Source organism: Terrabacter sp. R4-6, from assembly GCF_057529065.1.
The window spans coordinates 4,255,431-4,272,542 of record NZ_CP197224.1 but is presented as its reverse complement, the minus strand read 5'-3'; the positions used below and the strand labels follow the sequence as shown (position 1 = coordinate 4,272,542).

Here is a 17,112-nt window from a genome sequence, read left to right as displayed (position 1 = left end):
CGTCCGGGTCGTGCGCCTCAGAGGCGGACGACCATCTTGCCGACGTTTCCCCCGCGCAGGACGCCGAGGAAGGCGTCGACCGCGTGGTCGATCCCGTCGCCGAACGTCTCGCGCGAGGTCAGCGTGCCCTCCGCGATCCACCCGGCCGCGCGCTGGGCGTACTCGCCGGCGAGGTCCCAGTGGTCGCCGACGAGGAAGCCCGTGATGGTGCCGCGGGTCTGGATGAGGCGCGCGAGGTTGCGCGGCCCCGGGGCGGGCTCGGTGTTGTTGTAGACCGAGATCGCGCCGCAGATCGCGATGCGGCCGCCGAGGCGCAGCGAGCCGATCGCGGCCTCGAGGTGGTCGCCGCCGACGTTGTCGAAGTAGACGTCGATGCCGTCGGGTGCCGCCTCGCGGAGCAGGTCGGAGACGCGGCCGTCCTTGTAGTTGAACGCGGCGTCGAAACCGAGGTCGTGCAGAAGGTGGTCGACCTTCTCCTGGGAGCCGGCACTGCCGATGACGCGGCTCGCGCCGAGCGCCTTGGCGATCTGCCCGACAGCGCTGCCCACGGCGCCTGCGGCGCCGGACACGAAGACGACGTCGCCCTCCTTGATCCGGGCGACGCGCGTCAGGCCGGCGTATGCCGTGAGGCCGGTCATGCCCAGCACGCCGAGGTAGGCGGACGCCGGGGCCACCGACGTGTCGACGACGCGGACGGCGGAGCCGTCGACGACGGCCTCCTCGCGCCAGCCGAGGCCGTGCAGGACGTGGTCGCCGACGGCGACGCCGTCGGCCCGCGACTCGGTGACGACGCCGACCGCGCCGCCGTGCATGGCCTCGCCCAACGCATACGGCTCGGCGTAGGACTTGGCGTCGCTCATCCGACCCCGCATGTAGGGGTCGACCGACATGACCTCGTTGCGGACGCGGACCTGGCCGTCGGCGAGGTCGACGGGCGCGCTCTCGACGAGGGCGAAGTCGTCAGGCGTGGGCCAGCCGACGGGGCGGCTGACGAGCTGGACCTCACGGGGATTGGTCATCGGGTCTCCTTCTGGGACAGGGGTGCTGGGTCGTTGCGTGTGGCGCCGGCAGTCAGTCGACGACGATCTCGACGGGGATGTTGCCGCGCGTGGCGTTGGAGTAGGGGCACACCTGGTGTGCGGTGTCGACGAGCTCACGGGCCAGCTGGGGGTCGAGGCCCTCGGGCAGCTCGACGTGGAGGACGACCCCGAGTCCGAAGCCGGTGCCCGACGACCCGGAGAGGCTGACGTCGGCGGTCACGGCGACGTCGAAGTCCTCGACGCGGCGCTTGCGCGCGACGAGCCCGAGAGCGCTCGCGAAGCACGCGGCATACCCCGCGGCGAAGAGCTGCTCGGGGTTCGTGCCCTCCCCGCTGCCGCCGAGCTCGCGGGGTGCGGCGAGCGTGACGTCGAGGCGGCCGTCGGAGGTGACGGCACGGCCCTCACGTCCGGAGGCGGTGGCCGAGGCGACGTACTGGGCGGTCTGGGTGGTGGTGCTCATCGGGGCTCCTTGTATTGCCAACAATTAGATTGTGCGCAATTTGATAGTACGCTTGGGTCATGAGCCCGTCCAATCCGCCGTCCGCCGCGACCGGCACCCTGAGCCTCGAGCAGCAGATCTGCTACGCCATGCACACGACCGTGCGCGCCTTCGACGCCGTCTACCGCGAGCTGCTGTCGAAGCACGGGCTCTCCTACCCGCAGTACATCGCCCTCATGGCGGTCGGCGAGCACGGGCCGCTCACCGTGAGCCGTCTCGGCGAGCACCTGCGCCTCGACTCGGGGACGCTGTCGCCGCTGCTCAAGCGGATGGAGGCAGCCGGGCTCGTGGAACGCGTCCGCGACCCCGAGGACGAGCGCCGCGTCCTCGTGTCGGCGACCGCCGCGGGCCGCGACCGCCTCGCGGGCCTCGGCGACCTGCCGCACCAGATCGCGGTCCGCAGCGGGCTCTCGCGGCAGGAGCTGCTGGACCTGCACCGCACGCTCCGCCAGGTCACCGAACGACTCGACACCGGGGTCTGAACGCGTCCGGGTCGACCGGCAGGGCCACCTCAGGAGGGCAGCACGATCGAGACGGCGTGGATGAGCATCCCGATGAGCCCGCCGACGAGGGTGCCGTTGATGCGGATGAACTGCAGGTCGCGACCCACCTGGAGCTCGACGCGCTCGGCCGTCTCCTTGCCGTCCCAGCGGTCGACGGTGTCGCTGATGATCCTCGTCAGCTCGGTGCCGTAGCGGTCGATCGCATAGATCGTCGCGTCGCAGATGCGGGTGTCGATGCGCTCGCGCAACGACGCGTCGGCGAGCAGCCGCTCGGCCAGCGCCGCCACCTCGGTGACGGCGCGGGCGCGCACCGGCCCGTCCTCGTCCTCGAGGGCGGCGACGACGACGGCGCGGAGCGAGCCCCACAGCGACATCGCCGTGTCGGCCACCTGCGGGTGCGACAGGACCCGTTCCTTGAGGCGCTCGGCCTTGGCCTGCGTCACGGGGTCGTGCTGGAGGTCGTCGGCGAGGTCGATGAGCAGCTTGTCGAGCGCGAGGCGCACGTCGTGCCGCGGGTCGTTGCGGATGTCGGCGAGCCACTTGAGCGCCTCGACGTGGACCTTGCGGGCCACGATGTCGTTGATCGCGTCGGGCACCCACGCCGGGGCGCGCTGCGTGATGAGCGACTCGAAGACGTCCTCGTTGTCGACGAGCCAGACGCGGACCTCGTCGAGCGCGAGGTCGACGAGGCCGACGTGCGCCTCGTCGCGCACCACCTGGTCGAGCAGCCCACCGGCCAGGGAGCTGATCGGCTCCTGCGCGAGACGCGGGAGCAGGGCCTGCTCGATGACGGCGCGGACGTCCTCGTCGGGGATGCGGTGCAGCGCGTGGACCGTGACCGTGGCCACCTCGTCGACGAGCCGCTTCGCGTGACCGGGGGCCAGGGCCCACTCGGCCGCCCGCCGGGTGGGCTCGGCGTCGAGCACCCGCTCACGGATGATGTCCTCGCGCATGAAGTTCTCGCTGACGAACTCCTCGAGGCTGCGGCCGATCATCTCCTTCTTGCGCGGGATGAGGGCCGTGTGCGGGATCGGCAGGCCGAGCGGGTGCCGGAAGATCGCGGTCACGGCGAACCAGTCGGCGCAGGCGCCGACCATCGAGGCCTCGGCACCGGCGTTGACGAAGCCGAGCAGGCCGTCGTCGTGTCCGCGGGTGAGGACGTAGACGATGGCGGCGAACACGAGGAGCCCGGTGGCGACGAGCCGCATCTGCCGGAGGTCACGGCGGCGCTGGGCCTCAAGGGCCGGGTCGACGATGAAGCCGAGAGGGCCGCTGGCACCTCCCGACCGTCCGCTCGAGCGTCCGCCCGACCGCCCGCCGGAACGGCCGGGGCCGGTCGAGGCGTCACGGGCTCCTGCGGCGCCGCCCGTCGCGGGAGGGACCTCGGGGTCGCGCTCCCGAGTCGCCTGGGGTGTGGTGTCCACGTCCGGCACCTCCACGGGTGATGTGCTCAGCGCGCCGCTTCGAGCGCGAAGGTCAGAGCATCGATCCTCGCACGGGTCTCGCCGTCGGTCGCGATGCGCTCCCCGATCCGTGTCGCGACGGCCCCGACGAGGGCGGCGTCGAGGCCCGGCTCGAGGGTCAGCACGACCCGCAGCACGCCGGCCCCGGCCGGGTCTCCGGCCTCCAGTCGGTGGCTCGTGACCTGCGGCTCGCGCTCGACGGCCGCTCGCACGGCCGCCGCGACATGGGCGTCCCGGTGGCTGGGCTCCCACGCCCGCTCCTGCGCGAGCGCCCACAGCATGCTCGGCCGCAGCACCGTCGCGTGGGACGAGGCGACGTCGACGAGGAGCACGTGGCAGTCCTCGCCGATCGCCGCCTGCGCGGCGGCGGCCGCGCGCACCGGCACGGGCCGGGCGCCGGCGTCCCACGCGGCGAGGCTCTCGAGGGAGGTGAACATCGGCAGCGCCCGCGACCCGTCGGGGGAGGTCAGCGTGACGGCGGCCATGTCGCTGCGCGTGTCGACGGCGTGCGGCCCGGAGTCGTCGACCTCCGACGCCACGGCGACCACGGGGACGAGCCAGCGCGCCTGCGCGACGTGCTCCATGACGGCGGTCTCCGCGTCGTCGCCCGGGGTCGCGTGTGCCGCCACCAGCGCCGCGACGAGCGCCGCGTCGGCCGCGCCCGGGTCGCCGGAGAAGCCGTGGGACGGGATCGACTTGCCCTCCCACGCCTGGCCGGCCGAGTCGGCGGGACGACCCTGCCCGTCGTGACGGCCCGAGCCGGGCGGCGGTGTGGTCATGCGCCCGGGCGCCCGGCGACGTCGAGGGCCTCGGGCAGCGTGAACGCGCCGCGGTAGAGGGCCGAGCCGACGATGGCCCCCTCGACCCCGTCGCCGACGAGCTCGCGGATCGTCACGATGTCCTCGAGGGTGGAGACGCCGCCGCTGGCGACGACCGGACGGTCCGTGCGGGCACACACGTCGCGGAGCAGGTCGACGTTGGGACCCTGGAGCATGCCGTCCTTGTTGACGTCGGTGACGACGTAGCGGGCACAGCCCTCGGCGTCGAGGCGCGCCAGCGTCTCCCACAGGTCCCCGCCCTCGCGGGTCCATCCCCGGGCCGCGAGCGTCGTCCCCCGGACGTCGAGGCCGATGGCGACGCGGTCACCGTGCGTGGCGATGATCGTCGCCGTCCACTCGGGGTCCTCGAGCGCGGCGGTGCCGATGTTGACGCGGCGGCAGCCGGTGGCGAGCGCCGCGTCGAGGGAGTCCGTGTCGCGGATGCCACCGGAGAGCTCGACCTGCAGGTCGAGCCGGCCGACGATCGAGGCGATGAGCTCGCGGTTGCTGCCGCGACCGAAGGCTGCGTCGAGGTCCACGAGGTGGATCCACTCGGCACCCTGCTCCTGCCAGCGCAGCGCCGCCTCCCACGGGTCGCCGAACTCGCCACCGCTGCCGGCGACACCCTGCACCAGCTGGACGGCACGGCCACCGGCGATGTCGACGGCGGGCAGCAACTCGAGATGGGGCTGGTCGGTCATGGCGTCGTGTGCTCCTCGGGTCGTGGTGTGGCCACCCGAGTATGCCGTGGGCCACCTCCCCCGTGCCGTCCGGCCCACGTCGTGGCCGGGTCGACGGGCACCCTCGACCTCGTCGGGGTCGGGTGTCACCTCACGCTGTCGGCGGGGCGGGGTCCGCCGGGTCGCCGGACGCCCCGTCAGGACGCGTGTCCGTGCCCGCCGAGAGGGCTGGGGGTGCGTCGGCAGCCGCCCCTGCGCCCTCCTCTGCAGCGCTGGGTGCGGCCGCGATCTCGGCCCGGTGACGCCAGAGGACGTAGCCCAGCCCGGCGACGACGACCACGACGACGAGGGCGATGCGCACCGGCCACGACAGGTCGAGCAGGGTCGTGACGAACAGCGTGCCCAGCGCCGTGCCCACCGTCGTCGGCAGGCCCGGCTGGCTGCGCCGACGCCTCGGGTAGAGCGCGCCGGACGACGTGCGCCTCGCCGACGACGTGGTCCGCCTCGTCGTGCTCCTCGTCGTGCTCTTCGTCGTCCTGGCCGTGCGCTTCCGGCCCGCACTGCTGGAGCTGCTCGCCGTCTTTCTCGTCGCCACGGGTCCACTCTCGTCGAGGCCGCGGCCGCCGGTCAGTCGGCGGACGTCGGCACGGTCACAGGTCGCGGACCCAGTTCTCGAGCAGGTGCAGCCCGGCGTCGCCGGACTTCTCGGGGTGGAACTGGGTCGCGCTCAGAGGCCCATTCTCGACGGCGGCGACGAACTTCGCACCGTGGCGCGCCCACGTGACCGCAGGCGCGACGCGGGCGAAGGCGCCGGTGGCCTCGAGCGACCACTGCTGCACCGCGTACGAGTGGACGAAGTAGAAGCGCTCGTGCTCGACGCCGGCGAAGAGACGCGAGCCCTCGGCGACCTCGACCTCGGACCAGCCCATGTGCGGCACGACGTCGGCCGGGAGCCGCTCGACGGTGCCGGGCCACTCCGCGAGCCCCTCGAGGGGGTGGTCGGAGGGCTCGGTCGAGCCGTCGAAGAGGGCCTGCATGCCGACGCAGACCCCGAGGACGGCTCGGCCGCCGCTGATCCGCCGGCCGATGATGCGGGGACCGTGCGCCGCCGCGAGTCCGGCGATGCAGGCGTGGAAGTTGCCGACACCCGGCACGAAGAGGCCGTCGGCCTCGAGCGCCCGGACGGGGTCGGACGTCAGGGTGACCGTGGCGCCGACGCGCTCGAGGGCGCGCACCGCCGAACGGACGTTGCCGCTGCCGTAGTCGAGGACGACGACGTCGGCGCTCATCGACGACCCACCATCGTCAGAGCGCTCCCTTGGCGCTCGGGATGCCGACGACGCGCGGGTCGGGAGCGATGGCGGCCCGGAGCGCCCGCGCCACGGCCTTGAACTGCGCCTCGACGATGTGGTGCGGGTCGCGGCCGGCGAGGACGCGCACGTGCAGGCAGAGGCCCGCGTTGTAAGCGAAGGACTCGAGGACGTGACGGGTCATCGAGCCGGTGAAGTGTCCACCGATGAGGGCGTACTGCTGCCCCTCCGGCTCGCCCTCGTGCACAACGTACGGACGGCCGGCGACGTCGACGACGGCGTGGCACAGCGCCTCGTCCAGCGGGACGGTGGCGTCACCGAAGCGGGAGATCCCGGACTTGTCTCCGAGCGCCTCGCGCAGGGCCTGTCCGAGGACGATCGCGGTGTCCTCGACCGTGTGGTGCACGTCGACGTCGACGTCACCGGTGGCCTTGACCGTGAGGTCGATGAGCGAGTGCTTGCTCAGCGAGTGGAGCATGTGGTCGTAGAACGGCACACCGGTCGAGATGTCGGACGTGCCGGTGCCGTCGAGGTCGAGCCAGAGCTCGACGGAGGACTCGGAGGTCGCACGGCTGATCTTCGCGGTGCGGCTGGTGGGGCTCATGCGGATGGCTCCTGCCGGTCGGCGCTGCTGGGGAGGACGTGGGTGGGAGCGAGGCGGGTCATGGCCTCGAGGAAGGCCGTCGTCTCGTGGGGGTTGCCCGCCGTGACGCGCAGGTGGTGGGCGATACCCATGTCGCGGACCAGGACTCCCTCGTCGAGCAGGGCGTTCCACGTGGCCTTCTCGTCGCGGAGTCCGCCGAAGAGGACGAAGTTGCTGTCGCTGGCGACGGGCCGCGCGCCGAGCTCCGCTAGACGGTCGACGATGCGGTCGCGCTGGTGCTTGATGACCTCGACCGTGCCGAGCATGACGTCGGCGTGCTCGAGCGCGATCCGGGCGATCGTCTGCGTCGGGCTGCTCAGGTGGTAGGGCAGCCGCACGAGACGGAGCGCGTCGACGAGCTCCGGGGCCGCGACGAGGTAGCCGAGGCGGCCGCCCGCGAAGGCGAACGCCTTGCTCATCGTGCGCGTCACGACGAGCCGAGGGTGCTCGGCGAGCAGCGTGAGCGCCGATCGCGTGCCAGGGCGGGCGAACTCGGCGTAGGCCTCGTCGACGACGACGACGGCGTTCGGGGCCGCGTCGAGCACGGCACCGATGACGTCGAACGGCAGCGCCGTGCCGGTCGGGTTGTTGGGCGAACAGAGGAAGACGATCGACGGGTCGTGCTCCCGCGCCTGCTGCGCTGCCGACTCCGCGGTCAGGTCGAAGGCATCGGGATCGGTTGCCGCAGAGCGAAGCCCGTCGACCCACGTCGTGCCGTGCGTCTCGCTGATGATGGGGTGCATCGAGTAGCTCGGCGTGAAGCCGAGCGCGACCCGGCCGTGGCCGCCGAAGGCCTGCACGATGTGCGAGAGCACCTCGTTGGAGCCGTTGCCGGCCCACACCTGCTCGGGCGTCACCGACACCCCCGACTGCTTCTCGAGGTATGCCGTCAGCGCCTTGCGCAGGTCGGTGAACTCGCGGTCGGGGTAGCGGTTGAGCGAGGCCACGTCGTCGGCGAGGGCCGCGACGACGGCGTCGACGACGACCTGCGGCACCGGGTAGGAGTTCTCGTTCGTGTTGAGCCGCACCGGCACGTCGAGCTGCGGCGCGCCGTACGGGGTGCGACCCCGCAGGTCGGGACGGAGCAGCCGCTGCACCTCGTCGGCGGCGCTCGGCCGTTCGCTCACCGGGGCACCTCGTCGCCGAACCGCGCCGTCACGGCCTCGCCGTGGGCCGGGAGGTCCTCGGCCTGGGCGAGCGTCACGACGTGGCGGGCGACGTCCCGCAGCGCGGGCTCGTCGTAGTCGACGACGTGGATGCCACGCAGGAAGGACTGCACGGACAGGCCGCTCGAGTGGCACGCGCAGCCGGCGGTGGGCAGCACGTGGTTGGACCCGGCGGCGTAGTCGCCGAGGCTGACCGGGCTGTGCGGACCGACGAAGACGGCACCCGCGTTGCGCACACGGGCAGCGACGCCCGCGGCGTCGCGCGTCTGGATCTCGAGGTGCTCGGCGGCATAGGCGTTGACGACCTCGAGGCCGGCGTCGACGTCGTCGACGAGGACGATCCGCGACTGCGTGCCCTCGAGGGCCTCGGTGACGCGCTCCGCGTGCTTGGTGGCGGGCACCCGGCGCGCCAGGGCACGTCGGGTCTCCTCGGCGAGCACCTCACTGTCGGTGACGAGCACGGAGGCCGCGAGCGGGTCGTGCTCGGCCTGGCTCACGAGGTCGGCCGCCACGTGGTCTGGGTCGGCGGAGTCGTCGGCGAGGATCGCGATCTCGGTGGGGCCGGCCTCGGCATCGATGCCGATGAGTCCCTTGAGCAGCCGCTTGGCGGCGACGACCCAGATGTTGCCCGGGCCTGTGACGAGCGACACCGGGTCGCACACGACCTGCTCACCGTCGACGTCGCCCCACTGCGGGTCGTCGTCGACGAAGCCGTGCGCGAACATCGCGACCGCCTGGGCGCCGCCGACGGCATACACCTCGTCGACGCCGAGCAGGGCGCACGCCGCGAGGATCGTCGGGTTGGGGTAGCCGGCGAACTCGCCGACGTTCTCGCGCTGCGGCGGCGAGGCGACGGCCAGCGAGCCGACCTCCGCGAGCTGGGCCGGGACGACGTTCATGATGACGCTGCTCGGGTAGACCGCGAGGCCACCGGGCACGTAGAGGCCGACGCGGTCGACGGGGACCCAGCGCTCGGTCACGGTGCCGCCGGGCACGACCTCGGTGGTCGTGTCGGTGCGGCGCTGGTCGGCGTGGACGATGCGGGCGCGACGGATGGACTCCTCGAGCGCGGCACGCAGGTCGGGGTCGAGGCGGTCGAGGGCGGACTGCAGCACGGCCCGCGGCACCCGCAGGTGGGTCGGCCGGACGCCGTCGAACCGCTCGCCGAGGTCGCGCAGTGCGGCGGCCCCGCGATGCTCGACGTCCTCGCAGATCGGCCGCACCTGCTCGAGGGCTGCCGTGACGTCGAACTCTGCTCGTGGCAGGGCCTTGCGCAGGAAGCGCACGTCGAGCGTGCGACCGCGCAGGTCGAGGGAGGACATCATGGGTCACCAGTCTAGAAGGCGTCGCGCGGGGCGCTGACCACTGTCCAGGGTGCGGAGCGAGCGGCGCAGGGACGACCGCTCGGCCTGCCGAATCTTGGACCGGGCCTGACGAAGGTCAGACCAACGACTGACCCGGCGTTCACGGGCGGTCCGCCACGCTCGTGCTGCCGCCGTCCGACCGGGCGAGAGGCGCACACGCCCACCGACTTCCCGTCCCGACAGGAGAACCGTGCCCGTCGTCATCCCCCGGCGTCGCATCGCAGTCGTCGTCACCGGCCTCGCCATCGCCCTCGTCCCACCGAGCGTCGCCCTCACGAGCGCCGCCGGCGCGCCGGCCACGACCCTGCCGGTCCCCCACGTCGCCGCCGCGCCGGCCCTCGCCACGGCTGCCCCGCTGACGGTCTCCCAGGCCATCGGCTCGCAGACCGGCGAGAGCGCCACCGTCCGCGGCTACATCGTCGGACAGCCGACCGCGACGAGCACCGTCGTGCGGTCGGGCTTCCCCAACGACTACGCGCTCGCCATCGCCGACTCCGCCGCCGAGACGTCGACGAGCCGGATGCTCTACGTCCAGATCCCCTCCGCGTTCCGGTCCTCGTGGGGCCTGCGGAGCAACCCCTCGCTCATGGGACGCCAGCTCGACGTCACGGGTGCGCTGTCCGCGTACTTCTCCCACCCGGGTATGACCTCGACGAGCGCCTTCGCGTTCAGCGGCACGTCGACGACCACGACGACGAGCCCGACGAGCACGACGACGAGCCCGAGCCCCACCGGCACGACGAGCCCCTACGACTCGACGTACTACGCATCGGCCATCGGCAAGTCCGGCTCGGCGCTGCACACCGAGCTGCACCGGATCATCTCGAGCGGCGTCACGACCCTGACCTACGACCAGGTCTGGACCGCCCTCAAGGACACCGACCAGGACCCGAACAACACGAGCAACGTCATCGAGATCTACTCGGGACGCTCGATCGCCAAGTCCGACAACGGCGGCGGCGTCGACCAGTGGAACCGCGAGCACGTCTGGGCCAAGAGCCACGGCGACTTCGGCACCGTCAACGGCCCCGGCACCGACGTGCACCACCTGCGTCCCGAGGACGTCACGGTCAACAGCACCCGCGGCAACCTCGACTTCGACCTCGGCGGGTCGGCGGTGTCGCAGTGCACCGGCTGCCTCAGCGACGGGGACTCCTTCGAGCCGCGGAACGCCGTCAAGGGCGACGTCGCCCGGATGATCCTCTACATGGCGGTGCGCTGGGACGGCGGTGACGGTTTCGCCGACCTCGAGCCCAACAACCTCGTCGGCAACGGCACCGCGTCCTACATCGGCAAGCTCTCGGTGCTCAAGCAGTGGAACCTGCAGGACCCGCCCGACGCGTTCGAGAAGCGCCGCAACCAGGTCATCTTCGACACCTGGCAGCACAACCGGAACCCGTTCATCGACCACCCGGAGTGGGTCACGGCGATCTACGGCTCCTGACCCGCGCCACGGTGCGGCCGGGGGACGGCCGGCTCACGACGTCTGGTCGATGAGAACGGCCGTCTCCCACGCCCACTGGCGCCACAGGTCGTAGCGGCCGGAACGACCACCGTGGCCCGCGGACATCTCGGTGCGGAAGAGGATCTGCGCCGGGTCGTCGACCTCGAGGTCGGCGTGCCGCAGCGCCGCGACCCACTTGGCCGGCTCGGTGACGTAGACGCGGGTGTCGTCGAGACCGGCCGTCACGAGCAGGCTCGGGTGACGCGTCGGCCGGACGTTCTCGTAGGGGCTGTAGGACTTCATGAGGGCGTATGCCGCGGGGTCCTCGAGGGGGTTGCCCCACTCCTCCCACTCCACGACAGTGAGCGGCAGGCTGGGGTCGAGCACCGTCGTCAGCGCGTCGACGAACGGCACCTGGGCGTGGACGAAGCGGAAGCGCTCGGGCGCTAGGTTGACGACGGCCCCCATGAGCAGGCCGCCGGCCGAGCCGCCCTCTGCCGCAAGACGGTCCGGGGCGACGATCCCGGTCTCGACGAGGTGGTCCGCGCAGGCGATGAGGTCGGTGAAGGTGTTGGGCTTCGCCTCGAGCTTGCCGTCGTCGTACCACGACCGCCCCATCTCCGACCCGCCGCGCACGTGCGCGATGGCGAAGACCCAGCCGCGGTCGAGCAGCGAGAGGCGCAGGACCGAGAACCACGGGTCGCTCGAGATGCCGTAGGCGCCGTACGCGTTGAGCAGGCCGGGCGCCGAGCCGTCGGCCGTGACGTCGTGGCGGTGCACGACGGAGATCGGGATGCGGGTCCCGTCGGGCGCGGTGGCCCACTCGCGTCGCTGGCGGTACTGCGCCAGGTCGACGTCGCCGCGCACGTGCTGCTGCTTGAGGAGCGTGAAGGTGCGCGCGCGCACGTCGTAGTCCTCGACGGTGCGGGGCGTGACCAGGGACTCGTGGACCACCTGGAGCGTCGGCGTGTCCGCCTCGGGGTTGACGCCGACGTGGAGCGTGCCGATGGGCTCGCCGACGGCGATGTCGTGGGCCTCCCCCAGACCGTTCGGGGCCGCAGGGTCGCGCAGCACGACCCGCACGCCCGTGCCGCCCTCTCGTCGCAGCGAGACCGCGATGAAGTCGTCGAACCCCTCTGCGCCCGTGACGTACTCGTCGTCCGTCGTGACACCCAACGGCACCCAGTCGTCGGCCGTCGTGCTCGTCACGGGAGCGGTGGCGAGCTCGAAGTTGACCCGGTTGGCGTTGTGCGTGACGAGCAGCTGGTCGCCGAAGGGCTCGATGTCGTACTCGACGCCCTGGCGGCGCTCGGCCACGACCCTGGGCGTCCCCAAGGGATCGTCGGCGTCGAGGAGTCGGAACTCGCTCGTCGTCTTGGACCCGATGGCGATGATGACGAGCCGGTCGTCGCGCGAGGTCCCCACCCCGACGAAGAAGCGCTCGTCGGTCTCCTCGTGGACGAGCACGTCGTCCGCGGCGGCGGTGCCCACCTCGTGGCGCCAGACCTGGTACGGACGCCAGGCGTCGTCGACCCGCGTGTAGAAGAAGTGTCCGGCGTCGAGCGACCACGCGAACGAGCCGCCGGTGCGGCGCACGACGTCGTCGAGGACCACGCCGTCCTCGATCCTGCGCACGCGCACGTCGTAGCGCTCGTCGCCGACGACGTCGACGGCATACGCGAGCAGGTCGCCGGACGGCGACACCTCGCTCACGCCGACCGCGAAGAACTCGTGGTGCCGGCCCTCCTCGTTCTGGTCGAGGAGCACCTGCTCACCGGCCGGCGGACCTCCGTCGTCAAGGGTCGGCCGCTGCGGGTGGTCGGCGACGAGCACCCGCGCCTCGACGGCGTACTGCTCCCCCTCGACCGTGCGCGAGTAGTACCACCAGCGGTCGTGGCGCACCGGCACCGACAGGTCGGTCTCCTCGATGCGCGAGCGGAACTCCTCGAAGACCTGCTCGGCGAGCGGACGCAGGTGCTCGGTGCGCTCGGTGGCGTGGGCGTTCTCGGCCGCGAGCAGCTCGCGCACCGCGGCCGAGTCCCGGTCGGCCATCCACGCGTAGGGGTCGTCGAAGCGGTCGCCGTGGTGCTCGCGGGCGACGGGGTCGCGCCGAGCGGTCGGGGGGTGCTGCATCCGCGCAGTCTAGGTCGCGGTCCCGGTCAGTCGGTCGTCGGCGTCAGTCTCACGACGGCGATCCGCCGGCTGACCTTCGCCTGGTAGGAGTCGAAGTCGAAGACGCGGTCGTTGAGCTCGGCCCAGAGCCGCTCCCGCTCGGGGCCGGTGACCTCCTCTCCGCGCACCGGCACGGCCCGGCCGTCGACCTCCACCGTGCCGACCCCACCGGCTCGGAGGTTGAGCCACCAGCCCGGCTCCCAGTCCGCTCCGCCATTCGAGGCCACGACCAGCCAGCCCGCGTCGCGCGCCAGGTGCAGCAAGGGCGTCGTGCGGCGCTTCCCGCTCCTGCGTCCGATCGTCGTCAGCATGAGCAGGTCGCCGCCCCGGAAGCGGCGCAGCCCGAGCCGACGCACGACGACGTTCGCGACCCTGTTGACCCGCACGAACAGCGTTCGTCTCATGGGGTCACGGTAGCCGCCGCACGGCCCCGCGCAGGGCCGTGCGGACACGCCGTGCGGCCCGGGATCCGAAGATCCCGGGCCGCACGTGTCGTGGGCGGTCAGTGGATGACGATCTGACCCTTCACGGCCTGCGTGCCGGAGTCGTAGGCCACGGAGCCCGAGGCGGCCGTCACGACGAGGCGGAACGTGTCGTTCCTGCCCTTGTCGGTCACGGTGACGACGGCACGGTAGCCGACGGTTCCGTCGACCGTGACCGGGGCCGAGAACGTCGCCGTCGTGCCCGTCACGACGAGCCAGTCGAACGTCGTCGCGGCGACGGCGAAGGACGTGCCCGCGAGGCTGTACGTGAACGACCCTGACGGGACGGTGGCCCCGCGGCCGTAGGCGACGGACAGCTCCAGGCTGCCCTTGCCGCTGTGCGACGGGTTGTCGGCCAGAGCGCCGGCCGGGGACGCGATGGTGCCACCCCCGGTGACGAAACCGGCCGCGCGGTCGTAGACGACGACGGTCGTCGTGCCCGCGCCCGCGTTGCCCCACTGGTCCGTGACGGTGACGGTCACGGTGTAGATGCCGGCCGCGGTGTACACGTGGCTGCCGCTGACGGTGCCACCGGTCACGGTGCCCGCCAAGGACTGCCCGTCACCCCAGGCGATGCTCGCCGAGTGGGTGTCGAGGCGGTCGGCGTCGGTGAACGTCGCGCTGACGCCCGCCGGGGCGCCGACCGAGACGGCCGAGGTCGGCCCGGTGACGGTGCCGACGACCGGGGCGGCGTTGGTCAGGTCGAGCCCCACGACGACCGGGTCGTGGTCCGAGACGCGGAACTGGTCGGGCGCGTACAGGCTCGTGACCTGGGCCGCCGTCTTGAACTCGGTGTTGTAGTCGAGGATCGAGGGCTCGTCGGCGTTGACGTGCCAGTCGCCGACTCCCGTCACCTGGCTGGTGATCGACGCCGAGCCGAGCGCGTGGTCGAGGTAGCCCCACTGCCCGTCGAAGGCGTAGGAGTACGCCTCGCGCCCGTTGCGCTGCTCGATGAGGTTGGTGAAGCCGGCCTTCTCGAGCGTCGTGATCGGGTCCTCCTTGGCGTAGGAGTTCATGTCGCCGAGGATGAGGACGTCGGGGTCACCCGTGCCCGTCGGGTCGCCGGCCAGCCACGTGGCGAGCAGCTGTGCCGAGCGGACGCGGACCTCGGTGCAGTTGCCCTGGCCGTCGCCGGCATCGGGCTTGTCGCACGCGCTTCCCTTGCTCTTGAGGTGGTTCGCGACGGCGACGAACGTGCCACCGGTCGTGTTGTCGCGGAACGCCTGGGCGAGCGAGGGACGGTTGCGGGGGCCGGAGTCGCCGCCGTTGACGAAGTCGACGGAGTTGAGCGCCGCGGTCGTGCCCACCGGTGTCACCGCGCCCGGCTTGTAGAGCATGCCGACCTTGATGGCGTCGTTGCCGAGGGCGTCGGTCTGACCCGTGCGCGCGTCGGCGTCGATGAAGGCCCACGTGCCGGCGCCGTCCTTCTCGTTGAGCTTGCCGACGAGGAACTGCTCGGCGCTGTCGGCGCCGTAGCCGTCGTTCTCCATCTCCATGAAGGCGACGACGTCGGCCTGCGTGCCCGAGACGGCGGCCAGCGTCTTGTGCCACTGGCGGTCGAACTCCGTGGCGGTGTTGGCGCCTCGGCAGTCCATGGCCGCGCCGGTGAGCCCGCCACGACAGTTGTTGCCGGTCGTGTCGAGGGTGTTGAAGAAGTTGAGCAGGTTCATCCCGACGACGCGGGTGTCACCGCCGACGGCCGGCGGGGTCGTCGGTCGTGGGTTGGTCGGCTGGAAGTCGACCGTCGCCGCCGGGGACACCGGGCGGATGCGGTAGGCGTTGCCGCTCGCGGCGTTGCCGCCCCACGTGTAGTTGAGGACACCGGTCAGGTCGGTGACGGTGTCGCCCCCGCGCAGCGTGTTGGCCGCGGTGAGCGGCTGGCCGCCCCGACCGAAGACGATCGGGTCGACGTTCTGGGCCTGCGTCGTGTCGTCGAGGATGATCTTGCGCAGGTTGTTGGACGCCTGGAGCGCGGCGGCGGGGGCGCCCGGGGCGACGACGTTGGTCGGCTGCTCGAGGCGGCCGCCCTCCGAGAGCGTGACCTGGCCGAAGCGGCCGAGCTGGAAGTGCTCGGTGACGGACATGTCCTGCGGCAGGGTGACGAGCATGCCCTCGTAGCGCTCGAGCGCCGTCGGGCTCGCCACGGGGAACCGCACCTCGGTCGGGGCGACCGTGCCGGTGCCGCAGACCGTGATCGCGCCGGCGCTGACCTGGGTCTGGCCCTGGTTCTCGCCCGCGTTGCCCGTCACGGTGACGAGGTCACCGAGCTTGACCGTGTTGGCGTTGCTGCCCTCGAAGACGAAGATGCCGTCGGACGTCGCGGCGTCGCCGTCGCCGTTCGGGTCCTGGATGAAGAAGCCGCGCAGCGCGGGCGACGGGCCCTCGTAGTCGCCGACCACGACGCCGCGCGTCGTGACCGAGCCGGTGACCGCAGCCGTGTCACCGCTGCCCTGGATGGTCGGGATCGAGGTCGGGGTGACCTCGCACGGGCTGACGGCGGGGACCGAGAAGCGCACGACGACGTCGCTGGCCAGGGAGTCCGGCGGGTCGATGGCGTCCTGGTCGGTGACGGCGGCCGCCGAGACCGTCAGGCTGCACGCGTCGCCGAGGGCGAAGTCGGCCGACGGGTCGAGCGTGAACGTCGAGGGACCGCCCGTGACGGCCAGCGTCTTGGCTCCCGAGAGGGAGCAGGTGACGGTGAAGGCTCCGGCGGCGTTGACCGGCTCGGAGAAGGTGACCGTGGGGCTCGCGTCGACCGCGACGTTCGAGGAGCCGTCGGCCGGGGTCGTCGAGGTCACGCTCGGGGCGACGTCGGTCGCCGGACCGCCGTCGACGGTGTGGGTGCCGAGGCCGTCGAAGGTGCCAGCAGGGAAGGAGTCCCACTCAGTGGCCGGGTCGAAGGCGTCAGCACTGTTCGTGTCGCCGACAGTGATGCTCGACTTGCGCCGCAGCGTGTGGTCGGCCGTCGTCACGGGAGAGGTCCCCCACGCAGTGCCCGGGTCGACGCCGACCTGGCCGATCGAGTCGACGACGGTCGATCCCTTTCGCAGCTCGATGGCGTCGTCACCGTTGAAGGTCAGGGAGCCGCTCAGCTGGTCAGCCGCGAGGATCGCCGGGTCGTTCGTCGTGCTGCTGTTGCCCACGAAGAAGGCGTCACCCGGCTGCACCGTGCCGACCAGGGCGATCGTCGAGTTCGACGAACCGCCGTTGATCGAGGTGTAGAGGCTGTAGGTGCCGGTGAGCGTCACCGGAGCACTCGTCGGGTTGTAGATCTCGATGGCCTTGTTGTTTCCGGTGGCCGGTTCGACGTACTCGCTGATGAACAGCTCCGTCGGGGCCGCCGCCGAGGCCGGTGCGGCCACGACGAAGGGGGTGACGCCCACAGCGAGTGCGGCGGTGGTGACCGCGGCGACCCGGCGCAGGGCAGGACGAGAATGACGCATGGATTTCCTCCCTGGGACCGGCTCTTCCGCGCGGTCTGCGGGTCACCCTAGACCGGAGCGGTCCGTCTCGCGCGTCGAGAGGCCC

Annotated in this window: 15 protein-coding genes; 2 read left to right on the top strand and 13 right to left on the bottom strand. The window is 72.2% G+C overall.

Annotated elements, in window-relative coordinates:
• Positions 1–17: 17 nt before the first annotated feature.
• Both ACSSS0_RS19735 and ACSSS0_RS19730 read right to left on the bottom strand, forming a co-directional pair.
• Positions 18–1,019: an NADP-dependent oxidoreductase gene (locus ACSSS0_RS19735; protein ID WP_487229326.1), complete on the bottom strand. Its 1,002-nt coding sequence runs from the start codon at positions 1,017–1,019 to the stop codon at positions 18–20.
• Positions 1,020–1,071: 52 nt separating this feature from the next.
• Entirely contained in the window at positions 1,072–1,500 is a 429-nt protein-coding gene (locus ACSSS0_RS19730) for an organic hydroperoxide resistance protein (protein ID WP_487229325.1), read from the bottom strand.
• Between the two features lie 59 nt (positions 1,501–1,559).
• On the opposite strand from ACSSS0_RS19730, the gene ACSSS0_RS19725 reads away from it, so the two are divergent.
• Positions 1,560–2,021 carry a MarR family winged helix-turn-helix transcriptional regulator gene (locus ACSSS0_RS19725; protein WP_487229324.1) on the top strand — a complete coding sequence of 154 codons (462 nt, stop codon included), beginning with the start codon at positions 1,560–1,562 and terminating at the stop codon, positions 2,019–2,021.
• Positions 2,022–2,050: 29 nt separating this feature from the next.
• On the opposite strand, the gene ACSSS0_RS19720 is transcribed toward ACSSS0_RS19725, so the two are convergent.
• The 8 genes from ACSSS0_RS19720 to hisD all read right to left on the bottom strand — a co-directional run bounded on the left by ACSSS0_RS19720 (position 2,051) and on the right by hisD (position 9,447).
• Positions 2,051–3,466, bottom strand: coding sequence for a DUF445 domain-containing protein (locus ACSSS0_RS19720; protein WP_487229323.1), 1,416 nt, complete (start codon positions 3,464–3,466; stop codon positions 2,051–2,053).
• Positions 3,467–3,492: 26 nt separating this feature from the next.
• Complete coding sequence (locus tag ACSSS0_RS19715; RefSeq protein ID WP_487229322.1) at positions 3,493–4,284, bottom strand: SseB family protein; 792 nt, start codon at positions 4,282–4,284, stop codon at positions 3,493–3,495.
• On the bottom strand, positions 4,281–5,024 hold the full coding sequence (gene priA, locus ACSSS0_RS19710; RefSeq protein WP_487229321.1) for a bifunctional 1-(5-phosphoribosyl)-5-((5-phosphoribosylamino)methylideneamino)imidazole-4-carboxamide isomerase/phosphoribosylanthranilate isomerase PriA: 744 nt from the start codon (positions 5,022–5,024) through the stop codon (positions 4,281–4,283). The genes ACSSS0_RS19715 and priA overlap by 4 nt, the downstream gene beginning before the upstream one ends.
• A 130-nt stretch (positions 5,025–5,154) precedes the next feature.
• Complete coding sequence (locus ACSSS0_RS19705) at positions 5,155–5,598, bottom strand: hypothetical protein (protein WP_487229320.1); 444 nt, start codon at positions 5,596–5,598, stop codon at positions 5,155–5,157.
• A 55-nt stretch (positions 5,599–5,653) separates the two neighbouring features.
• Positions 5,654–6,292, bottom strand: a complete 639-nt coding sequence (gene hisH, locus ACSSS0_RS19700; protein WP_487229319.1) for an imidazole glycerol phosphate synthase subunit HisH — start codon at positions 6,290–6,292, stop codon at positions 5,654–5,656.
• A 16-nt stretch (positions 6,293–6,308) separates the two neighbouring features.
• Positions 6,309–6,917 carry an imidazoleglycerol-phosphate dehydratase HisB gene (gene hisB, locus ACSSS0_RS19695; protein WP_435986314.1) on the bottom strand — a complete coding sequence of 203 codons (609 nt, stop codon included), beginning with the start codon at positions 6,915–6,917 and terminating at the stop codon, positions 6,309–6,311.
• Complete coding sequence (locus tag ACSSS0_RS19690) at positions 6,914–8,083, bottom strand: histidinol-phosphate transaminase (RefSeq protein WP_435986315.1); 1,170 nt, start codon at positions 8,081–8,083, stop codon at positions 6,914–6,916. The genes hisB and ACSSS0_RS19690 overlap by 4 nt, the downstream gene beginning before the upstream one ends.
• The gene (gene hisD, locus ACSSS0_RS19685; protein WP_487229318.1) at positions 8,080–9,447 is read right to left on the bottom strand and encodes a histidinol dehydrogenase; all 1,368 of its coding nucleotides are present in this window, start codon (positions 9,445–9,447) and stop codon (positions 8,080–8,082) included. Before hisD ends, ACSSS0_RS19690 begins: the two co-directional genes overlap by 4 nt.
• A gap of 229 nt (positions 9,448–9,676) precedes the next feature.
• On the opposite strand from hisD, the gene ACSSS0_RS19680 reads away from it, so the two are divergent.
• Positions 9,677–10,930, top strand: coding sequence for an endonuclease (locus tag ACSSS0_RS19680; protein WP_487229317.1), 1,254 nt, complete (start codon positions 9,677–9,679; stop codon positions 10,928–10,930).
• 33 nt (positions 10,931–10,963) lie between these two features.
• Here the strand turns inward: ACSSS0_RS19680 and ACSSS0_RS19675 are convergent, their stop codons facing one another.
• From ACSSS0_RS19675 to ACSSS0_RS19665, 3 genes are all read right to left on the bottom strand, one after another.
• Positions 10,964–13,063, bottom strand: coding sequence for a S9 family peptidase (locus tag ACSSS0_RS19675; protein ID WP_487229316.1), 2,100 nt, complete (start codon positions 13,061–13,063; stop codon positions 10,964–10,966).
• Positions 13,064–13,089: 26 nt separating this feature from the next.
• Complete coding sequence (locus ACSSS0_RS19670) at positions 13,090–13,506, bottom strand: nitroreductase/quinone reductase family protein (RefSeq protein WP_487229315.1); 417 nt, start codon at positions 13,504–13,506, stop codon at positions 13,090–13,092.
• Positions 13,507–13,604: 98 nt separating this feature from the next.
• The gene (locus ACSSS0_RS19665) at positions 13,605–17,027 is read right to left on the bottom strand and encodes an ExeM/NucH family extracellular endonuclease (protein WP_487229314.1); all 3,423 of its coding nucleotides are present in this window, start codon (positions 17,025–17,027) and stop codon (positions 13,605–13,607) included.
• Between the last annotated feature and the right edge of the window lie 85 nt (positions 17,028–17,112).

Coding starts and splice junctions, on each gene's coding strand:
- ACSSS0_RS19675 (WP_487229316.1), bottom strand. CDS start 13,063: ATGCAGCACCCCCCGACCGCTCGGCGCGACCCCGTCGCCCGCGAGCAC.
- priA (WP_487229321.1), bottom strand. CDS start 5,024: ATGACCGACCAGCCCCATCTCGAGTTGCTGCCCGCCGTCGACATCGCC.
- hisH (WP_487229319.1), bottom strand. CDS start 6,292: ATGAGCGCCGACGTCGTCGTCCTCGACTACGGCAGCGGCAACGTCCGT.
- hisB (WP_435986314.1), bottom strand. CDS start 6,917: ATGAGCCCCACCAGCCGCACCGCGAAGATCAGCCGTGCGACCTCCGAG.
- hisD (WP_487229318.1), bottom strand. CDS start 9,447: ATGATGTCCTCCCTCGACCTGCGCGGTCGCACGCTCGACGTGCGCTTC.
- ACSSS0_RS19730 (WP_487229325.1), bottom strand. CDS start 1,500: ATGAGCACCACCACCCAGACCGCCCAGTACGTCGCCTCGGCCACCGCC.
- ACSSS0_RS19725 (WP_487229324.1), top strand. CDS start 1,560: ATGAGCCCGTCCAATCCGCCGTCCGCCGCGACCGGCACCCTGAGCCTC.
- ACSSS0_RS19715 (WP_487229322.1), bottom strand. CDS start 4,284: ATGACCACACCGCCGCCCGGCTCGGGCCGTCACGACGGGCAGGGTCGT.
- ACSSS0_RS19665 (WP_487229314.1), bottom strand. CDS start 17,027: ATGCGTCATTCTCGTCCTGCCCTGCGCCGGGTCGCCGCGGTCACCACC.
- ACSSS0_RS19735 (WP_487229326.1), bottom strand. CDS start 1,019: ATGACCAATCCCCGTGAGGTCCAGCTCGTCAGCCGCCCCGTCGGCTGG.
- ACSSS0_RS19670 (WP_487229315.1), bottom strand. CDS start 13,506: ATGAGACGAACGCTGTTCGTGCGGGTCAACAGGGTCGCGAACGTCGTC.